This window comes from Lacrimispora xylanisolvens, from assembly GCF_002934545.1.
In the GTDB taxonomy this organism is placed as follows: Bacteria; Bacillota; Clostridia; order Lachnospirales; family Lachnospiraceae; genus Lacrimispora; species Lacrimispora xylanisolvens.
Genome location: NZ_PTJA01000013.1, coordinates 85,924 through 105,941, shown reverse-complemented (window position 1 = coordinate 105,941; position 20,018 = coordinate 85,924). Strand labels below are relative to the sequence as shown.

The 20,018-nt window shown below is 44.5% G+C and carries 19 protein-coding genes, 1 riboswitch and 1 other annotated feature; of the genes, 8 read left to right on the top strand and 11 right to left on the bottom strand.

Annotated elements, in window-relative coordinates:
• Positions 1–17: 17 nt before the first annotated feature.
• The 8 genes from thiC to BXY41_RS20975 all read right to left on the bottom strand — a co-directional run bounded on the left by thiC (position 18) and on the right by BXY41_RS20975 (position 8,007).
• Complete coding sequence (thiC, locus tag BXY41_RS21010) at positions 18–1,325, bottom strand: phosphomethylpyrimidine synthase ThiC (RefSeq protein ID WP_104438846.1); 1,308 nt, start codon at positions 1,323–1,325, stop codon at positions 18–20.
• Between the two features lie 84 nt (positions 1,326–1,409).
• A riboswitch (TPP riboswitch) is annotated at positions 1,410–1,517 on the bottom strand.
• A 37-nt stretch (positions 1,518–1,554) separates the two neighbouring features.
• The gene (gene trpA, locus BXY41_RS21005; protein ID WP_104438845.1) at positions 1,555–2,328 is read right to left on the bottom strand and encodes a tryptophan synthase subunit alpha; all 774 of its coding nucleotides are present in this window, start codon (positions 2,326–2,328) and stop codon (positions 1,555–1,557) included.
• On the bottom strand, positions 2,321–3,505 hold the full coding sequence (gene trpB, locus BXY41_RS21000; RefSeq protein WP_104438844.1) for a tryptophan synthase subunit beta: 1,185 nt from the start codon (positions 3,503–3,505) through the stop codon (positions 2,321–2,323). The genes trpA and trpB overlap by 8 nt, the downstream gene beginning before the upstream one ends.
• Positions 3,451–4,134 carry a phosphoribosylanthranilate isomerase gene (locus tag BXY41_RS20995; RefSeq protein ID WP_104438843.1) on the bottom strand — a complete coding sequence of 228 codons (684 nt, stop codon included), beginning with the start codon at positions 4,132–4,134 and terminating at the stop codon, positions 3,451–3,453. Before BXY41_RS20995 ends, trpB begins: the two co-directional genes overlap by 55 nt.
• Entirely contained in the window at positions 4,121–4,927 is an 807-nt protein-coding gene (trpC, locus tag BXY41_RS20990; RefSeq protein WP_104438842.1) for an indole-3-glycerol phosphate synthase TrpC, read from the bottom strand. Before trpC ends, BXY41_RS20995 begins: the two co-directional genes overlap by 14 nt.
• Positions 4,924–5,943 (bottom strand): anthranilate phosphoribosyltransferase, encoded by a 1,020-nt coding sequence (trpD, locus tag BXY41_RS20985; RefSeq protein WP_104438841.1) that lies wholly within the window; start codon positions 5,941–5,943, stop codon positions 4,924–4,926. The genes trpC and trpD overlap by 4 nt, the downstream gene beginning before the upstream one ends.
• Positions 5,944–5,956: 13 nt before the next feature.
• Complete coding sequence (locus BXY41_RS20980) at positions 5,957–6,526, bottom strand: anthranilate synthase component II (protein WP_104438840.1); 570 nt, start codon at positions 6,524–6,526, stop codon at positions 5,957–5,959.
• Complete coding sequence (locus tag BXY41_RS20975) at positions 6,526–8,007, bottom strand: anthranilate synthase component I family protein (RefSeq protein ID WP_104438839.1); 1,482 nt, start codon at positions 8,005–8,007, stop codon at positions 6,526–6,528. Before BXY41_RS20975 ends, BXY41_RS20980 begins: the two co-directional genes overlap by 1 nt.
• A 77-nt stretch (positions 8,008–8,084) precedes the next feature.
• Positions 8,085–8,348: a binding site (T-box leader), on the bottom strand.
• 141 nt (positions 8,349–8,489) lie between these two features.
• Between BXY41_RS20975 and proC the strand changes: the two genes are divergently transcribed.
• From proC to BXY41_RS20940, 7 genes are all read left to right on the top strand, one after another.
• Complete coding sequence (gene proC, locus BXY41_RS20970) at positions 8,490–9,284, top strand: pyrroline-5-carboxylate reductase (RefSeq protein ID WP_104438838.1); 795 nt, start codon at positions 8,490–8,492, stop codon at positions 9,282–9,284.
• Between the two features lie 29 nt (positions 9,285–9,313).
• Positions 9,314–9,862 carry an NUDIX hydrolase gene (locus BXY41_RS20965; RefSeq protein WP_104438837.1) on the top strand — a complete coding sequence of 183 codons (549 nt, stop codon included), beginning with the start codon at positions 9,314–9,316 and terminating at the stop codon, positions 9,860–9,862.
• A 58-nt stretch (positions 9,863–9,920) separates the two neighbouring features.
• On the top strand, positions 9,921–10,520 hold the full coding sequence (locus tag BXY41_RS20960; RefSeq protein WP_104438836.1) for a stage II sporulation protein M: 600 nt from the start codon (positions 9,921–9,923) through the stop codon (positions 10,518–10,520).
• Between the two features lie 220 nt (positions 10,521–10,740).
• On the top strand, positions 10,741–11,628 hold the full coding sequence (locus BXY41_RS20955) for a site-specific tyrosine recombinase (RefSeq protein ID WP_104438835.1): 888 nt from the start codon (positions 10,741–10,743) through the stop codon (positions 11,626–11,628).
• A 118-nt stretch (positions 11,629–11,746) separates the two neighbouring features.
• A complete protein-coding gene (locus BXY41_RS20950; protein ID WP_104438834.1) occupies positions 11,747–12,271 on the top strand; it encodes an adenine phosphoribosyltransferase in 525 nt (174 codons plus the stop codon).
• Between the two features lie 271 nt (positions 12,272–12,542).
• Positions 12,543–13,766, top strand: coding sequence for an NAD(P)-dependent oxidoreductase (locus BXY41_RS20945; protein WP_104438833.1), 1,224 nt, complete (start codon positions 12,543–12,545; stop codon positions 13,764–13,766).
• Between the two features lie 5 nt (positions 13,767–13,771).
• On the top strand, positions 13,772–14,680 hold the full coding sequence (locus BXY41_RS20940; RefSeq protein WP_242980284.1) for an AEC family transporter: 909 nt from the start codon (positions 13,772–13,774) through the stop codon (positions 14,678–14,680).
• A gap of 86 nt (positions 14,681–14,766) precedes the next feature.
• On the opposite strand, the gene BXY41_RS20935 is transcribed toward BXY41_RS20940, so the two are convergent.
• Both BXY41_RS20935 and BXY41_RS20930 read right to left on the bottom strand, forming a co-directional pair.
• Entirely contained in the window at positions 14,767–15,636 is an 870-nt protein-coding gene (locus BXY41_RS20935) for an AraC family transcriptional regulator (protein WP_104438832.1), read from the bottom strand.
• Between the two features lie 54 nt (positions 15,637–15,690).
• Positions 15,691–18,366: a calcium-translocating P-type ATPase, PMCA-type gene (locus BXY41_RS20930; protein ID WP_242980283.1), complete on the bottom strand. Its 2,676-nt coding sequence runs from the start codon at positions 18,364–18,366 to the stop codon at positions 15,691–15,693.
• A gap of 349 nt (positions 18,367–18,715) precedes the next feature.
• On the opposite strand from BXY41_RS20930, the gene BXY41_RS20925 reads away from it, so the two are divergent.
• On the top strand, positions 18,716–19,606 hold the full coding sequence (locus tag BXY41_RS20925; protein ID WP_104438831.1) for a DMT family transporter: 891 nt from the start codon (positions 18,716–18,718) through the stop codon (positions 19,604–19,606).
• A gap of 43 nt (positions 19,607–19,649) precedes the next feature.
• Here BXY41_RS20925 and BXY41_RS20920 read toward each other — a convergent pair whose 3' ends face one another.
• Positions 19,650–20,000, bottom strand: a complete 351-nt coding sequence (locus BXY41_RS20920) for a cupin domain-containing protein (protein WP_104438830.1) — start codon at positions 19,998–20,000, stop codon at positions 19,650–19,652.
• Positions 20,001–20,018: the final 18 nt, after the last annotated feature.

The following is a 20,018-nucleotide window of genomic DNA, read 5'->3' as shown; positions in this document are numbered from 1 at the left end:
CTCCTTCCAAGTCAATCTCATTCATCATAGATGTTGACAATTTCTCCGTCTAAAATCCGGTTCATATTTTTCATTGCACAGAAGTTGCCGCACATGGAACAGGTATCTTCCTTCTCTGGTTTAGAGGATGCACGGTACCTTCTGGCTTTTTCCGGATCAATGGCCAGATTAAACATAGCTTCCCAATCAAGGCGTTTTCTTGCATCACTCATCTGGTGATCCCACTCCTTCGCTCCTTTGATGCCCTTTGCCAGGTCAGCAGCATGGGCGGCGATCCGCGCAGAAATAATGCCTTCCTTCACATCATCGGCATCAGGAAGTCTTAGATGTTCCGCAGGGGTCACGTAGCAGAGGAAAGAAGCTCCGGCAGCAGCGGCTATGGCACCTCCAATGGCTGCGGTAATGTGATCGTATCCGGGAGCAATGTCTGTAACCAGAGGCCCTAATACATAGAACGGAGCGCCTTTGCAGATGGTCTGCTGAATCTTCATATTGGCGGCAATCTGGTCAAGAGGCATATGTCCGGGCCCTTCAATAATTACCTGTACATCCTTTTCCCAGGCACGACGGGTCAGTTCCCCCAGTGTTACCAGTTCTTCGATCTGGGAAATATCGGAGGCATCTTCAATACAGCCTGGACGGCAGGCGTCTCCAAGACTTAATGTGACATCATGTTCCCGGCAGATTTCCAGAATGCGGTCAAAGTGCTCATAAAATGGGTTTTCATTTCCCGTCATCTCCATCCAGGCGAATATGATGGAGCCGCCTCTGGAAACTATATTAGTCAGACGTTTCGCCTCTTTAAAACGGTGAGCCGTCTGCCTGTTGATGCCCACGTGGATGGTCATGAAATCCACTCCGTCTAACGCATGCATTTCCACAATCTGAATCCATTCCTCAGAAGTTATTTCCTTAAGAGGTTTATGATAATAAACTACGGCATCATAGATCGGCACAGTTCCAATCATGGCTGGGCACTGGCTTGTCAGCCTTTTTCTGAATTTCCTGGTATCTCCAAAGGAACTTAAATCCATAATGGATTCCGCTCCCATTAAAACTGCATCCTCAACCTTTTTCAGCTCTAAATCCATGTCGTTTAAATCTCTGGATGTACCAAGATTCACGTTGATTTTTGTTTTTAGCATGGAACCGATGGCGTTTGGATCTAGGCAGCTATGGTGTTTGTTAGCAGGGATGACTGCCTTGCCTTCGGCTACCAGCACCATTAATTCTTCTGGTTTCATTCCCTCTTTTTTCGCTGTAGCTTCCATTTCTCTGGTCAGAATGCCTTTTCTTGCGGCATCCATCTGTGTGGTGTAATTCATATGTAGTCCTCCTTCATTTTGAAGGGATTTATGGCACAGGACAAAAAAAGAGCCCATACCAAATAGGTACAGGCCCAGATAGATACATCCGTCTTGTATAAATCCCTACGTTGGCATTACCCAAATCAGGTTATAAAGGTCGAAGTTGATCACTTCCTCTCAGCCCGCATACGAGCTCCCTCTTGTGGCACTAGTGTAGCACCGGTACATATGGATGTCAAGTGGATTATCATTTCGTTATGGCAGATTTCATCTCTCTTATGTAGTCACAGATTGGTTCTACACAATCTTTGCCATGTAAAGCTGCCAGCTTTACAATGGCGCTTCCCACAATGATGCCATCTGCATATTTACTTAATTCCTTTGCCTGCTCTGGTGTGGAAATTCCAAAACCGATGGCACAGGGCAGGTCCCTGGAGGCTTTCACAAGAGAAACCATATCGCCGATATCCGAGGTGATTTCTTTTCTTACGCCGGTTACGCCCATGGAAGAAACGCAGTAAACAAATCCCTCTGCTTCCGATGCAATGGCGGTAATCCGCTCCTTAGAAGTAGGTGCAATGAGGGATATCAAGTCAATTCCGTACTTCCGGCAGATGGGATGAAGTTCCTCTTTTTCCTCAAACGGCATATCGGGCACGATAAGAGCATCTATGCCGCTTTCTGCTGCATTTTTAATAAAACGCTCACTTCCATATACAAATATGGGATTAATGTAAGTCATAAACGCCAGAGGGACATTTGTTTTTTGCCGTATGCGGGAGACAGATTCGAAAATTTTATCTGCAGTCGTGCCAGCGGCAAGAGCACGCTGGTCTGCTTCCTGGATCACGATTCCCTCTGCAACCGGGTCAGAAAAAGGAATTCCCAGTTCTATCATATCAGCACCTGCCTCCGCCATGGCAGGAACCAGCTGCTCTGTAACGGTAAGATCCGGATCGCCGGCGGTAATAAACGGAATAAATGCTTTTCCTTTTGAAAATGCTTCACTGATTCTACTCATAGATTTCTACCCCCTTGTAACGAGCAATTGCGGCCACATCCTTGTCTCCGCGGCCGGATAAGTTGATGACGATAATCTGGTCTTTTCCCATAGAAGGCGCAATCTTTCTGGCATAGGCGATTGCATGAGCGCTTTCAATGGCAGGAATGATACCTTCTTTTCGGGACAAATATTCAAATGCATCCACTGCTTCCCTGTCAGTGACAGGAACATAATCAGCCCTTCCTGTGTCAAACAGTGCGGCGTGCTCCGGCCCGATTCCCGGATAGTCAAGCCCTGCAGAGATCGAGTATACAGGAGCGATCTGTCCGTACTCATCCTGGCAGAAATAGGATTTCATTCCATGGAAGATTCCTACGGTTCCGGTAGAAATAGTAGCAGCATTTTTATCAGTGTCAATACCGTGTCCGGCAGCTTCACAGCCTACCAGCTTAACAGAGCTGTCTCCGATAAAATCATAGAACAGGCCCATGGCATTGCTGCCGCCGCCCACGCATGCGATAAGCATATCGGGCAGCTTTCCTTCTGCTTTCAGAATCTGTTCCCTGACTTCTTTACCGATGATGCTTTGGAAATCACGTACAATGGTGGGAAATGGGTGAGGTCCCATAACGGAACCCAGAACATAGTGGGTATCCTCCACCCGGTTGGTCCATTCCCGAAGGGTTTCATTTACCGCATCCTTTAATGTCTGGGTTCCGCTGGTAACCGGATGAACCTTGGCACCCAAAAGCTCCATACGAAATACATTTAATGCCTGGCGGTCCGTATCCTCTTTTCCCATGAAGATTTCGCATTCCATTCCCATTAAGGCTGCAGCAGTAGCAGTAGCCACGCCGTGCTGGCCTGCACCGGTTTCTGCAATAACACGGGTTTTTCCCATTTTCTTAGCCAGGAGAACCTGCCCCAGTGCATTGTTGATTTTATGAGATCCGGTGTGGTTTAAATCTTCCCGTTTTAAATAAATCTTTGCACCGCCAAGATCCTCAGTCATTTTTTCTGCGTAGTACAAAAGAGATGGTCTTCCTGTGTATGTTTCATGAAGTGCCTTTAACTCTGCAAGAAATTCCTCATCCTGCATACAGGCATTGTATGCTTTCTCCAGTTCCGTCACTGCATTCATCAGCGTTTCGGGGATAAATTGTCCGCCGTGCTGTCCAAATCTTCCTTTTGACATGATTTTACACTCCTTACTGTTTGTATGATTTCTTTTATTTTTTCCGGATCTTTTCTGCCTTCCGTTTCAACAAGACTGCTGATATCCAGACAGAAAGCCTCTGTTTTAAGGGCGGCTTCTATGTTCGCCATACCGACTCCGCCTGCCAGGAACCAGGGCTTTTTTATGGGTGGTATCATGGTCCAGTCAAAGCTTGTTCCGCTGCCGCCCTGAATTCCTTTGACATAGGAGTCAAGAAGCAGATAGTCGGCTGAAAGTGTTTCCGCTTCTAAAATTTCCTCTGCTGACTGTACCCGGATAGCTTTAATAATGGGTACCGGGCGGTCTAATTTGTCTTTCAGCTCCAGAATTTCCGCTTCACTTTCATCCCCGTGAAGCTGGATCAGCTGAATAATATCACTTTTTACAAGAGAAATGATTTCGTCCGCTGGGTTGTTTACAAAGACACCCACAGCGGGGATTTCCGGGAGCAAATCATTTCTTAAAAGCTCTGCTTGCCTGTGGGTAAGCTGCCGCTTCCCGGGGGCAAAAACAAACCCTGCATAGTCTGGTTTATAGCAGTTAAGGGCGAGCACATCTTCTTTCCCAGTAAGACCGCAGATTTTAATTTTCTTTTCAGCGTATACCATTGGCAGCCTTCCTCATTTCCCGTAAAATGGCTTTCTTATCAGGAGAGCGCATCAGACTTTCTCCAATCAGGACTCCGTTAACTCCCGCCTGATACAGCCGTTTTACATCTTCAGCGGTCTGTATTCCGCTTTCTGCAATAAAAGCAGTTCCTGCAGGCACCAGACCCCTTAAACGAATGGAATTTTCAAAGTCCACTTCAAATGTCTTTAAATTCCGGTTATTAACTCCGATCAGGCGGGCTCCGGCTGACAGTGCACTGTGGATTTCTTCCTGGTCATGAGCCTCAACAAGAGCGCTGAGTCCAAGGCTGTCACATATTTTCATGTATTCTTTCAGCTTTTCCGTATCCAGAAGGGCGCAGATGAGAAGTACTGCGGAAGCACCAAGCACCTTTGCTTCGAAGATCTGATAAGGATCAACGGTAAAATCCTTTCTTAGCAGAGGCAGGGAAACCGACTGGCTGATTTCGGTTAAATATTCCCCTTTTCCAAGAAAATAATCCGGTTCTGTCAGTACAGAGATGGCATCAGCTCCGGCTTTTTCATATTCCATGGCAATTTCCCTGTATGGAAAATCAGGTGCAATCATTCCTTTAGAGGGGGAGGCTCGCTTTACTTCACAGATAAAGGAGATTCCGGGAGAGGAGATGGCTTTTTCAAAAGAAAAATCACACTCCCTATTTCCGTCTTCAAATGCCATGTATGCCATTTCCTCCATCTGACTTACTGAAATCGCTTTTTTTGCCTTCTCAGCCCGCTGTTTTGAGGCAGCCGCCAGTGTATCAAGGATCATAAAGCCACCTCATTTACTGCGTTCACAAATTCCTCCAGCTTTGCAGCAGCTTTTCCGGAATCAATTAAGTCAGCAGCAGTTTTGATGCAGTCAGAGATGGTGCAGTTATCAATACCCAGGTATAGGCTGAGAGCGGAATTTAAAATCACAATATCCCTCTTGGGGCCGCGAAGTGTCCCGTTTAAAATTTCTTTCGTGATTACTGCATTCTCCGCGGGGGTTCCGCCAAGCAGATCGGATAAGCTGCTGCGGCTTAAGGAAAACTGTTCCGGTGTGATTTCATAGGGAATCAGCTCCCCGAAACGGATCTCACAGACATGGGTTGGACCCGTTACTGTTGCTTCATCCAGACCGTCTGACCCGCAGACAACAAGCCCTCGTTTCACACCCAGGTTGCTTAACACCTGTGCAAGGGGTTCCACCAGCTTTTTGTCATAAACACCTAACAGCTGCATGGTAGCACCAGCTGGATTTGACAAAGGCCCCAGAATGTTGAAAATGGTACGGACACCCAGCTCTTTTCTCACAGGACCTGCATACCTCATGGAAGAATGATGAGTCTGTGCAAAGAGAAAACACATACCAGTCTCTTTTAAGACCTTACCAGACTGTTCTACAGACAGACTTAAATTAACTCCCAGCTGTTCTAATACGTCCGCAGCGCCGCTTTTGCTGGAAACGCTTCTGTTCCCATGCTTTGCAACCGGAACGCCTCCTGCAGCCACGACAAAGGCGCTGGTAGTGGAGATATTAAAGGTTCCCACCTCATCCCCACCTGTGCCCACGATATCAATAACAGGAAAATCAGGAGCCAGTTTCATGGCTTTCTCTCTCATAACAGTCGCGCAGGCAGTGATCTCATCTATGGTCTCGCCTTTCATGCGAAGAGCCGTTAAAAATGCTGCCATCTGGGCGGGAGTTGTTTCTCCGCTCATAATTTCATTCATAACCTCTCTTGCCGCTTCAAAACTCAAGTCCTGCCCTTCAATTACGTCATGGATTGCTTCTTGAATCATTGGGTTACCTCCTTTATATAATGGTCAGAAAATTTTTTAATATGGTCATACCATTTGGCGTGAGTATGGATTCCGGGTGAAACTGAAGTCCGTAGACCGGATATTCTTTATGCTTCACTGCCATGACTTCTCCGATGGAATCCGTTCCGATTACAGTCAGGCAGTCCGGGAGGGAGTCTTTTTCTGCGATCAGAGAATGGTATCGGGCAGCAGGGATTGTATCTGGAAGTCCCTTAAAAATGGGATCTGAGTTGTCAATGTCAATCAGACTCTGTTTTCCATGCATCAGCTTTTTCGCGTGGGTTATATGAGCCCCGTACACCTCACAGATCCCCTGGTGCCCCAGACAGACACCAAGTATGGGAACGGTTCCGGCAAGCTCCTTTACCACATATTCGCACACACCGGCATCCCTGGGGTATCCCGGCCCGGGAGAAAGTATGATATGGGAAGGGTGCAGGAGGCGGATTTCATCTACCGTCAGTTCGTCATTTCTTATAACTTTTATATCCGGCTCAATGGAACCGAACAGCTGGACCAGATTATAGGAGAAGCTGTCATAATTATCAATCAGCAGTATCATCAGTCATTCACCTCCCCAGCCGTTTCAATTGCGTGGATTACAGCCTTTGCTTTGTTGCCTGACTCCTCATATTCCAGCTCCGGAACACTGTCAGCCACAATCCCGCCGCCGGCCTGAACGGTCACCATTCCGTTTTTCTTCACTGCCATCCGTATGGCAATGCAGGTATCCATGTTTCCGGTAAAATCAATGTATCCAAGAGCTCCGCCGTAGATGCCCCTGGGTTCCCGCTCCAGCTCCTCGATAATCTCACAGGCACGGATCTTTGGTGCGCCGGAGAGTGTACCGGCAGGAAGTACTGCCTCGATTGCGGACAGACCATCGCAGTCTGGTCTTATGTCTGCCTCTACCTGGGAGCAGATGTGCATAATCCGGGAAAACCTGTGGATCATCTTGTATCCGGTGACCTCAACCGTGGAAAAAGCTGCGATTTTTCCCAGATCATTCCGTCCTAAATCCACAAGCATGTTATGTTCGGACAGCTCCTTTTCATCAGCAAGCAGTTCCTCTTCCAGCTGTCTGTCTTCCTCTTCACAGCGCCCTCTTGGTCTGGAACCGGCAACGGGGAAGGTGGTCAGCCTTCCGTCCTTTAACCGGACCAGGGTCTCAGGAGAGGTGCTGATGATTTCAGTCTCATCCATGTGAAGATAAACCATGTAGGGCGAGGGATTGGTGGTTCTTAACACCCGGTAAGCATTTAGAAGACTGTCATGATACTCACTTTTAAACTGTCTGGACAGAACTGCCTGAAAAATATCACCGTCCACAATGTAATCTTTTGCCTTCTCCACCATACGGCAGTATTCCTCTTTGGTAACATTGCAGTGAAACTCCGGTCTGCCCTGTACAGCCGATTTTTTCAAAGGAGTATTTTCTCCAATCATCCGTGCAATGCTTTCCAGTCTTGTACAGGCAGCTCCGTAGTTTTCCATAATCCGGTCGGTTTTCATATTTACCACGATGCTTATTTTCTGTTTCAAATGATCATAGGCAATGACCGTATCAAACAGCATGAGATCAAAATCGCTGCAGTCCCCTTTTTTGATTGACAGCACAGGCTCCGCATATCCGATCATGCTGTAAGCAAAATACCCTACAAAGCCTCCGGTAAAGGGCGGAAGTCCCGGAATTTTCGGAGAATGATATTCCTTTAATATTTCCCGGAGAATTTCAAAGGGAGTGTCTGTCTGAACGATTTCGTCCGGAGCTGCTCCTCCGTTACTGTCATAACGGCGTATGGTAACAACATGATCCTTGCAGCTGATCTTCATGACCGGATCATATCCAAGAAAGGAGTAGCGTCCCCAGTTTTCGCCGCCCTCGATACTTTCTAACAAATAGTACTTACTGCTTAATGCACCGATTTTTCTAAGCAGCGTGATGGGGGTTACAATGTCTGCATAAATTTCCCGGCAGACTGGTATGACAGGGTAGGAAGCACCAAGCGCTTCAATCTCCCTGCAATCCGGTGTAATGTTCATAATTACTGGCTCCTTTCCTGAATAAGAATTTTATGTAACAAAAAAAGCTCCCGTCCCTCTTCCATAGTTCTATGGATAAGAGGGACGGAAGCTTAAAATATACGTTCCGCGGTACCACCCTGATTGGAGAAGATAGACTTCTCCCGCTTATAGCACACTAACATGTGCCTCCCCTTGATAACGGATAGGAAACCCGTCGGCATCTACTACCGGAGACAAACACCGGTTTCAAGCCGCCCTCGCAGGTCCATTCAGACCAGACATCAACGCTTCCTCTCACCAACCGGAAGCTCTCTGTGCATGATGAAGAGATCTTACTTACTCCTGCTCAACAGTTTATTACTTTGCTTTGCTACAGTATATGAGATCAGAAAGAAAATGTCAATACGAAATTTAAATTTAATTTTAACCTCATTGACATTTGAAAAAATGGTGTTAGAATGGTGCTAATTGAAAGCAGTAAAAAAGCAGGAGGATATCAGATGGCGAAGATAGGAATCATCGGAATTGGAAATATGGGATACGCAATTGCCAAAGGATTATTGAAACAATATGGAAAAGAGGATATTGTTTTTACTGATGTGAATCAGGATCGCTGCGCCCAGGTATCAAAGGAGCTTGGCATTGACTGGGTGAAAACAAACCAGGAGTGCGCGAAGCTTGCAACCTATATTGTTCTGGCAGTAAAACCACAGTATTTTGATCCGCTTCTGGAGCAGCTTAAGGATACTGTGACTGAAAAAAATGTTATCATATCCATTGCACCCGGAATCACCACCACCCAGCTGAAGGAAAAACTGGGAGAGGAAAAAAGAGTGGTACGTGCCATGCCCAATACCCCTGCTCTTTTGGGAGAGGGTATGACAGGAGTCTGCTATGACGAAAAATCTTTTTCAGACGAAGAGAAGCACGCCATTGATAGTATATTCACTTCCCTTGGTAAAATGAGGATTGTAGAGGAACGCCTGATGAATGCAGTGGTATGTGTCAGCGGCAGTTCCCCTGCTTATGTCTATCTGTTTATTGAAGCACTGGCTGACAGTGCTGTAAAGTACGGCCTTCCCCGTGATGCGGCTTATGAGATGGCAGCCCAGGCGGTAGTCGGAAGTGCCAGAATGGTGCTTGAGACCGGGGAGCACCCGGGAGCACTGAAAGACAAGGTCTGCTCTCCGGGAGGAACTACCATTGCCGGAGTTTCTGCCTTAGAGGAATTTGGCTTTCGCAATGCGGTGATTAAGGCTTCGGATGCCTGTTTTAAAAAATGTGAGAAGATATAGACAAAGTTCAGGGAAAGGAGAAGCCAGTCATGGATCAGCTTCCGGTAAAACGATTAGACAGGACCCTGAAATATCAGGGGAGCATTTTGAAAATATACGAAGATACCGTAGATGCAAACGGACATCTGGCACACTGGGACTTCATTCATCATAATGGGGCAGCAGCAGTGGTGCCGGTTACAAAAGACGGAACCATCCTTATGGTCAGACAGTACCGCAATGCACTGGACCGGTATACGCTGGAGGTGCCGGCGGGAGCACTGAACTTCCCTGAAGAGCCAAAGATTGACTGTGCTCACAGAGAACTGGAAGAGGAGACCGGGTATAAGACAGAAAAAGAAAAGCTGGAATTTCTCATAAGAGTCAACACTACGGTTGCTTTCTGTGATGAAGTCATTGATATCTTTGTGGCACGGGATTTAGAGCCTTCCGTCCAGAATTTAGACGAAGATGAATATATCGAAGTGGAAGAATGGACCGTAAAGGACCTGGAAGAGAAGATCTATCAGGGAGAGATTACAGATGGAAAAACCATTGCGGCTATTTTAGCGTATGCAAGGAAGTATGATGTAAAATAAGGGAATAAACAGACCCTCTGCAGGCATAAATTATGACAAGACCTGTAGGGGGATTTTTATGGCAAATTACTTGCTGCGTTTCAAACAAGGACTAAAGAGAAGAGCCTTAAGAGGCGGCTATATTCAGGTTCCAGGGAAAGTCAGGGCAGATGACCGGTATCTGGTCTGCTTTTTTATCGGACTGATTGCAGGGACAATCATTGCCAATTTCTGGTATTCTTCTTTTGAAAATGAAGCGGTTTACTACCTTGGATTGTTAGACAGAAGTAAAAGTGTAAACGGGCAGAATGGAATAGGGCTCTTCGGAGAAGTTTTAAGACAGAGACTGATCCAGATTTTTGTTGCATGGCTGATAGGAATGACCGCATATGCTGCCATTTTATACTGTTTTATGACAGCAGGACTTGGATTTTCCATGGGATTTGTCATGTCTGTCATTACCGTACAAAAAGGACTAATGGGATTGCCGTTTTTTTTCATGACAGTGATGCCCCAATGGCTTTGTTATCTGCCGTTGTGGATTCTTTTACTGTACTGGGGCGTACAGAAAGGAAAACGGTTTCGGGTTGCAGTGCTTTTTTTAATCCTTCTTCTGTGCATCATGGGAAGTGCTCTGGAGACCTGGATGAATCCTGTTTTCCTGAAATATGTCCTGTAAAATCGAGATTCCTGAAAAAAAATATAGTAAAATGATTGACCAAAAGTTACCATATCTTGCGAAATAACGGAGCATGCCACCAATATCTAGTATATATTATGTAAAGTGCTTTTTCTGCTCAAAAAATGTGTTTGATTTTATCGAAAATAGTCTATATAATGTTAGGAAGAAGCCTTATTTTAGGGCATTTTTTGAAACCGGAAGGTCAGGGGATATTGAAATGGTAGCCGATATTAATCATTTTATTATTTATTTAAGAGAAATAAAAAAAACATCAAAAAACACTGAGGTGTCATACCAGAGAGATTTGATTCAGATGGCTTCTTTTTTGGGGCAGCAGGGAATCATGGAAGTGGACAAGGTGACGAAAACCAGTCTGAATTCCTATATCCTGTTTCTGGAAAAAGAAGGCAGAGCGACTACTACCATTTCACGCTGTCTGGCTTCCATGAAAGCATTTTTCCATTATGAATGCAGAGAAGGGCTGATTCCCAAAGATCCGGCAGAGCTGTTAAAAGCGCCAAAAGTTGAGAAGAAAGCGCCTACCATATTGACTGTGGATGAGGTGAACTGTCTGCTAAGCCAGCCCTGCGGAGACTCCCCCAAGGAGTTAAGGGACCGTGCCATGTTAGAACTTCTTTACGCTACTGGAATCAGGGTGTCAGAGCTGATTCATTTAGAGAGCAGAGATGTGAATCTGTCCGTGGGATATATTACATGCCGGGACGAGCATAAGGAACGGATGATACCGTTTGGTAAAGTAGCCAAGCTGGCTCTTTCCGCGTATATGGAACGGGGCAGACAAGCTCTTTTAAAAGGGCAGGATTCGGACTGGCTGTTTACCAATTGCAGCGGCAAACCCATGAGCCGTCAGGGATTCTGGAAGATCATCAAATTTTACGGAGATAAAGCGGGTATTCAATCCGATATTACCCCTCATACTTTAAGGCATTCATTTGCCGCCCATCTGCTTCGTAACGGTGCGGATATCCATGCAGTGCAGGCCATGCTTGGTCATTCTGATATGGCGACAACACAGATGTATATGAACTATGCCCAGAAAGAAAACGTGCGGCGCACCTACGCAGGAGCTCACCCAAGAAGTTAGCCGGAATATAATACAGAAGAATATAAAACAATATTTGCCTGTATAGATTCTTTGCGCTATAATAGGTGAGTCGGCGTGAAAAGCTGCAGGAAAATTTTATGATTATGAGGGATAGAAGATGAAGAAATTAGAAGATTATGTCACAAGCATTCCGGATTTTCCGGAGGCAGGAATTGTATTCCGTGATGTGACTACCATTCTGGAAGACCCGGACGGACTTTCCATGGCTGTGGATGGCGTTCGTCAGATGTTAGAAGGAGTGGAATATGATTCTGTAATCGGGCCTGAGTCCAGAGGCTTTATTTTTGGTGTGCCGGTAGCCTATGCAGAGCACAAGGGCTTTATACCTGTGCGTAAGAAAGGGAAACTTCCAAGAGAAGTTCTTTCTGCTGATTATGAACTGGAATATGGCAAAGCCACAGTGGAGATTCATAAGGATTCCATTAAACCGGGACAGAAAGTGGTTATTATCGATGACCTGATTGCAACCGGAGGAACCATTGAAGCGATTATCAAGCTGGTGGAAGAACTGGGCGGCGAAGTGGTTAAGATCTGCTTTATCATGGAACTTGCCGGATTAAACGGTAGAGACAGACTTAAGGGATATGATGTAGATGCGATGATTATCTACGAAGGTAAATAATCATCTGGTAAGAGAATTTAAGGTTTTTTGCTGCCTGTTTTTTACAGGTGCACAAAGAGCTTTGAATTCTCTTTTTTTCTAGAGAAAGTCAGGTAAATTCGATATTTTTTTGACATAATTTATTTTTTTTTGTACATGATACATGTCTATTGATTTTCTTATTTTGAATGTGATATGATGTGTCCAACACATTGAATTGTATACAATGTGCAACATAAGAACAATTGAAAACCGAAAATAATAGAGAGCAAAAGCGAAAGGAAAATAAATTATGGCTGTACATGTAATTGATGAAGCAAACAGATGCTTAAACTGCAAAAAACCATTATGCCGGCAGGGATGCCCCATACAGACTGCCATTCCACAGATGATTCAGGCATTTAAAGAAGGGGATTTAAACAGAGCGGGAGAGATGGTATTTGAAAATAATCCCATGTCACTGGTGTGTTCTCTGGTATGCAATCATGAGAAACAGTGTGAAGGCCACTGCATACTGGGAAAGAAAGGCCAGCCAGTCCACATCAGCAGTATTGAAAATTACATCTCCGATACTGTTTTTGATAAGTTAAAAATTGAATGCATGCCGAAAAACGGTAAAAAGGTGGCGGTAATCGGTGCAGGACCAGCCGGTATCACCATTGCAATTCTCCTGACGAAAAAGGGCTACAGTGTGACGATTTTTGATGCCAGAGATAAGGTTGGAGGAGTTTTACAGTACGGAATTCCAGAATTCCGCCTTCCCAAATCCATACTGGAGCGTTACAAGAAAAAGCTTCTGGAAATCGGAGTTAAGATTCGTCCCAACACAGCTATAGGAACAGCACTGGAAATAAAGGATTTAATTCGAGACGGATATCAGAGTATATTTATCGGTACTGGTGTTTGGAGACCGAAAACACTGGGCGTAAAGGGAGAATCTCTGGGTAATGTTCATTACGCCATTGATTATCTTGCCAATCCCGATGCATATAATCTGGGGGATACCGTTGCTATAATTGGAATGGGCAATTCCGCCATGGATGTGGCAAGGACAGCTATCCGCCATGGTGCCAGAAAGGTGACGCTTTATGCAAGAGGAAACGTAAGCAATGCAAGCGAGCATGAAACAGCCTATGCAAAGCTTGACGGAGCGGATTTCCAGTTTGGAAAGCAGATAGTGGAAATCACAGATGAAGGTCCTGTATTTGTAAATGTCATCCATGATGAAGAAGGAAAAGCAATTGGCCAGGGGGAAGAGCGGGAACAGTTTTTTGCAGACTCCACCATTATTTCGGTCAGCCAGGGACCAAAGAGCAAACTGGTGAATACCACTGAAGGCTTGAAAGCCAGTCAGAATGGTCTTCTTATGACGGACGACAACGGTCAGACTACCATACCTGGCATATTTGCTTCCGGAGATGTGGTGTTAGGAGCCAGAACGGTGGTAGAGGCTGTGGCCTACTCAAAAACTGTGGCAGAAGCCATGGATGAATATATGAAATCAAAAGAAGAGTGATAAATATGATAAATAGCAGTCTTATAAACCTGCAGGGTATGCTTTTTTTACTGGTTGCAGCCGGAGTGATTCTAAGGAAACTGGGAATCCTGCCGGACAGTGCAAAACAGGTGCTGACCGATCTGGTGATTGATCTCATCCTGCCGTGCAATATAATAAGTTCCTTTCTCATTGAATTTAATCTGGATATACTGAAAGGTTTTGCGGCTATTCTGCTGATTGCCACACTGATTCAGTTTGGCTGCCTGATCATAGCCAATACCTTTTATAATAAGGAGCCGGACCGGCGAAAGAAGGTGCTTCAGTATGGAACCGTCTGCTCCAATGCCGGTTTTATGGGAAATCCAATCGCAGAAGGGGTTTACGGAGCAGAAGGATTAATGTATGCGTCCATCTTCCTTGTTCCCCAGCGAATTGTCATGTGGTCTGCGGGAGTATCTTATTTTACAGAAAGTCCGGACAGGAAGACAGTGGTAAAGAAAGTTCTTACCCATCCATGTATTGTTGCAGTGTATATTGGCCTGTTTTTTATGATTACCCAGATATCAATGCCGGCATTTTTAGAAAATACCATTCGAAATGTGGGCGGCTGTACCACAACTGTTTCCATGATATTAATCGGTACCATTCTTGCAGAGGTAAAGGCGGGAAGTATCATTGATAAAGGGATTATGAAATATACCCTGATCCGTTTGTTTTTTATTCCCTTTCTGGTATATATCTGCTGCCGTCTCTTTCCTGTGCGCCCTATGATATCCGGCGTGTCCGTGCTGCTTACTGGTATGCCGGCAGGGAGCACCACTGCCATACTGGCGGCCAAATATGACGGAGACTATATCTTTGCAACTAAATGTGTGGTGGTGACAACCCTGTTATCACTTGTGACCATCCCACTGTGGTGCATGGTTTTATAATTCGGAAAATTATATTAAAAATGACAAAACGGCACCTTCTCTTTTCATGAGTAGATGCCGTTTTCTTGTTGATACGCTGATATGAATTATTTAATGGGCCAAAGCTCCACATAGCCCCTTTGTCCCAATGGTTCCAGCTGAATGTGCGGGTTAGATAAATCCCATTGTGCGCAGATCACAGAGGGGTTATACTTTTTTCTGGCTTCCTGAAGTTCTTCAATTGCCTGACAGTAATCTTCTTCTGCAAAGGGTTCGCCTTGAAACATAAGATATCTTGCTGCGGGAAGTTCAATCACATCCAGGCCTTCTGGAATTAGGCCATCATAATCAACTGGTACTTCCACACCCTGTACATACTCTGAAGTTCCAGGCGTAATATAGGATTTAGGCAGCCAGAGACAAACCGGTTCGCCGCTTATGGATTTAATGCTCTGTAAAAGTCCCCAGACATCACACCCTACTTCTTCACAATACGCAAAATAATCAGTTGCCTTAATTCCTCTTTTGATTAAAACCTTACGTTTTGGCTTTTCTATTTCCTGAATAAAGATGGTTCTTACAGTACCCATTTGTTTCTCCCTTCTTAATGCACGGTATTTAACACCATAGGGGGTAAATAGATAGAGAGGAACAGGTCTTTTCACATAGTCTCCGGGGTTACAGCCGAATTCCCGAAAGAATGCCCGCTGATACCCGTCAACACTTCCAAACCCCAGTTCAGCCGCTACATCAATAATCTTGCAGGGCTCATCCCTTAACTTAATTGCAGACCTGGAAAGTCTTAATCGCCGGATATAGTTTGCCGGAGTCAGATTCGTGTGCTGTACAAAGAGACGGTAAGAATACCACGGTGAAAAATAAGATACATTTGCCAGAGCGGCCAGTGTGATATCCTCTGATAAATGATCCATGATATAATCCTGCATCCGTTGAACAGCTTCCATTTGTTCTTCCATCGTTTCACCACCTTACAGTACCCATTCTACATTACCAGGGGATTTGTTTCTCGACTATTTTTGCTGAGCTGCCTGCCTCAGTACAATCTTTATAAGTTCAGAAACCACAATTACGCTGAAGCTGAGTAAAAGCAATTTTAACCACATGGTGATTCCCAGTGGAATGGTTCCGAAAAATGCTCCTGCAAACTGAATAATTAAAATCTGCAGAACAAAGGTAATGGAAATTACAAGGAGCATAATCCTGTTTTGCAGCAGATGCTTAAAGATACTGGTGGTATGAAGCTCTCTGCAGTTAAATGCATTAAACAACTGAAACAATGCAAATAATGTGAACAATACCGTACCTGTCTCTTCTCCAGAGGCTCCTAAAAAGTTAAACACATACTGGCATAAAAAGATCACAGAAATATATAAACCGGTTAAACCGATTCGGTAATACATAGCCCGTGACAGTATGTTGTCACTGCGCCTGGTAGGAGTGCGGCTCATTAAATCGTCATAGATGGGTTCCAGTCCTAAAGTAAGCGCAGGCGGGCCGTCCATAATAATGTTGATCCATAATAGCTGCAAAGCGGTAAATGGGGCTTTCAGTCCTAATAGAATCGATGTAAACACCACGATTACTGAGGAGACATTGACAGTCAGCTGAAACTGGATAAAACGTTTGAAGTTTTCGTAGATTCCCCGTCCCCATGCAATTGCTTTTACAATCGTGGAGAAGGAATCATCAAGAAGTACGATATCGCTGGCTTCTTTTGAAACTTCCGTTCCAGATATCCCCATGGCGATTCCCACATCTGCATTTTTCAGTGCAGGAGCGTCATTAATGCCGTCTCCTGTTACCGCGACAACATTTCCCTGTGATTTTAAAAGCTTAACAACTCTCATTTTAATCGTGGGAGTGCTTCTGGCAATAACACTGATTCTGGGAAGCAGTTTCAACAGCTGGTCATCACTGAGTTCACTGATTTCCTTTGCTTCCACGGCAATCCGGTCTTCGTTTAAGATATGAAGTTCATCAGCAATGGCTTTTGCCGTAACAATATTATCTCCGGTAAGTATTTTTAAGTCAATCCCGGCGCTGCGGCAGTTTTTAACAGCTTCGTAAACATCGGCACGCAGGGGATCGGAGATTGCCACAAAACCATCAAATTTCATGTCTGTTTCCATGGCTGCGTGGTGATGGTCTTCCTCATAATTGCGCATCTGATCCAGTTCTTTATGAGCGAAGGCAATGACACGCATGGCTTTTTCCTGAGATTTTGTAATATAATGCTCTATTTCAGATTTTTCCTTATCAGAAAGGGAACACATGGAAAATACGCACTCCGGACTACCCTTTACATAGGAGATGATTTTTCCATCAACCTTGCTGATTGTAGTCATATGCTTTAACTCAGAAGAAAATGGAAATGCATGAAGGACATCATGATCATTACGCTCGTCCTTGTAGGACTTTCCGCTTGTTCCGCGAGCGGCTGAGCTTTCATAAAAATTCAGCATGGCGCACTCTGTCGGGTTTCCGATAAAGGTTCCATCCTGGGAAATGTCCGCTGTTGTATTAAGGCAGACATTGTGTATGAGCCAGTCTGAATTCAGTTCATCAGTCCGGTCATGCCATGCTCCGTCGTAAAATGCCGAAACTGTCATCTTATTTTCTGTCAGAGTTCCGGTTTTATCGGAACAGATCACATTAATGCACCCCACAGTTTCAGAGGCAATCATTTTTTTTACCAGCGCATTCTGCTTGGAAAGTTTGATAATATTAATGGAGAGCGACACGGCTACGATGGTAGGCAGTCCTTCCGGAACTGCAGCAACGATCAGAACAATGCTGGTAACAAATGCATTCAGCACCTCTTCCAGATGGAGTCCGTCGGTGATTGCAAAGGAAATCAGCTCAGAAATAAACACAACAGCAGCTGCGATAATTCCCAGTATGGTAATAGTTTTGCCTAAACGAGCCAGTTTCTCCTGAAGGGGTGTGCTGGTACGATCTGTTCCAGTCAGTTCCTTTGCTATTTTTCCTATTTCTGTCTGATCACCCACTGCCGTAATCAGCATTTTCCCGTATCCGCTGGTAATGTAATTCCCGGAATACAGCATGTTGGCGCGTTCCGCAAGGGGTGTCTTTTCATCGGTGATGATGTAATCGGCATCCTTTTTTGCAGGCACGCTTTCCCCTGTTAAAGCCGATTCATCCACAGCCAGTCCCGAACTTAGCAAAAGCCGGCCATCGGCGGGGATCTTGTCTCCTGTTGAGAGAAGAACAATATCGCCTGCAACAAGTTCTTTTTGACTCAGCATGGTGGTATCACCATTCCGTAAAACTTTAATCATGGTATCATCACTGATTTTGGATAAAGCTTCAAATGCTTTGGCACTTTTACCTTCCATAACAACGGTGATTAAAACGGAAAGGAAAATGGCGGCGAAGATTCCCACGCATTCCAGAAAATCCGCTTCAGATCCGGTGGTAGCACGAATAATATTAACGATCAGTGCGATGACTCCTGCCATAATAAGCATCAGAATCATTGGTTCACTGGATGCGCTTAAGATACGTTTAAAAAGAGATTCGGGTTTTTCTCTGGTTAATACGTTTGTGCCATATTGTTCCCTGTTTTTCTCCGCATGAGATGTTGATAATCCGGTGGTCTCATCTGAACCCAGCCGTTTTATCAGTTCCTGTTTTGACTCTAAAAATTCCTGCATTTTTTCCTCCATACATGCTCCTGTTTTACAAAATAAAAAACCCGCGTACAGCATCGCTATACACGAGTTCAAAAAGAGACCCAGTATAGCTGTGACAGCTATACATGAGTCTCGTTTATTAAGTACAAGCCAGACCGTTCCTGGTCAGTATGTTGACTTGACACGCATTACCTGCGCAAACTACTCCCTCACGAGTATTTTATATTGTCCCAACATTATGCCACATTATATGAAAGCTTGTCAAGTTTTTTGAGTGGATTAAAGATAATTGAGAATGCTCTTTTCAATCCATAACTATTATGGTTAAATTAAAGGTAAGATTTTGATTCCTGTCTACATATTAAGAAAACGGAGTATCCATATGAAACTAAAAAATAATTTTCACATATATGCGATGATTACGATTATATTCTGGTCATTGGCCTATGTTCTGACAAGACTGTCATTACAATATTTTACACCGTTCAGCTTAGGATTTCTTAGATATTTCGTTGCTTCCTGTACGTTAATAATCGTATGGGTCTTAACAAGAATGAAGCTGCCCCAGAGAAAGGACCTGCCATATTTTATACTTGCGGGAGCTCTTGGCTTTTTCTTTTATATGATCGCATTTAATCTGGGACAAAAGACGGTGACAGCTTCTACTGGCAGTATTGTGATCGCAACCGTTCCTTTGTTAACCGCTTTTATTGCGCGGTTTGTCTATAGAGAAAAAATGAGCCTTGTCCAGTGGCTGGCGTTAATCATTGAATTTGCAGGTGTGGCAGTTCTTACCCTGATGAATGGAATCCTTTCTTTTAACATTGGACTGGTCTGGTTATTTCTGGCGGCTTTGGCACTTAGTCTTTATAATCTTTTGCAGCGCCGGCTGACAAAAAAATATACCGCATTGCAGACATCTGCATTCAGCATATTCTTTGGAACCATCCTGCTGGCTGTATTTCTTCCGGTTTCGGTCAGACAGATTACGAATGCTCCGCCCATACAATGGGTTTATCTGGTGATACTTGGTGTGTTCTCAAGCGCAATTGCCTATGTATCATGGTCAAAAGCATTTGCAAAGGCAGAAAAGACCTCCCAGGTGAGCAATTATATGTTTGTTACCCCATTCCTTACCAGCCTTTTTGGATTTCTTATGGCTGATGAAATACCTGAACTTTCTACTTTGGTTGGCGGGGGAATTATATTGTTTGGAGTTTTTGTATTTAATTTCGGAGAAAAATTGTGGGAAGTGATAAAGAATCGTAAATAGTAAGAGGCAGCTTTGGCTGCCCCTTTTTTAATCTTACCGCTATTTAAAATGTATAATCTTTCAGTTCTACTTTATCCGATTCCTGATAGGGAGCCAGGGTAGAAATCATCTTTACGCAGACTTCAAACGGATTGAAACAGTAATGGGTTTCTGTTGGTTCAATATGTATGAAATCTCCCTGTTTTAAATGGTAAGTCACCCCATCAACAACAATCTTTATTTCCCCTTCCAGAATAAAAAAATTCTCCTCCATCACATCGTGATAATGTGCGGTAAAGTCCTCGCCAGGCTGAAACTGCACCACTGCAAAATTCATACGTGGTCCTTTCATCAGATATTTTGGTCCGCTGTTTCCGAACCGGTATTCCCTTTCCGATTCATTTATTATATACATACTTATTCCCTCCTTTTT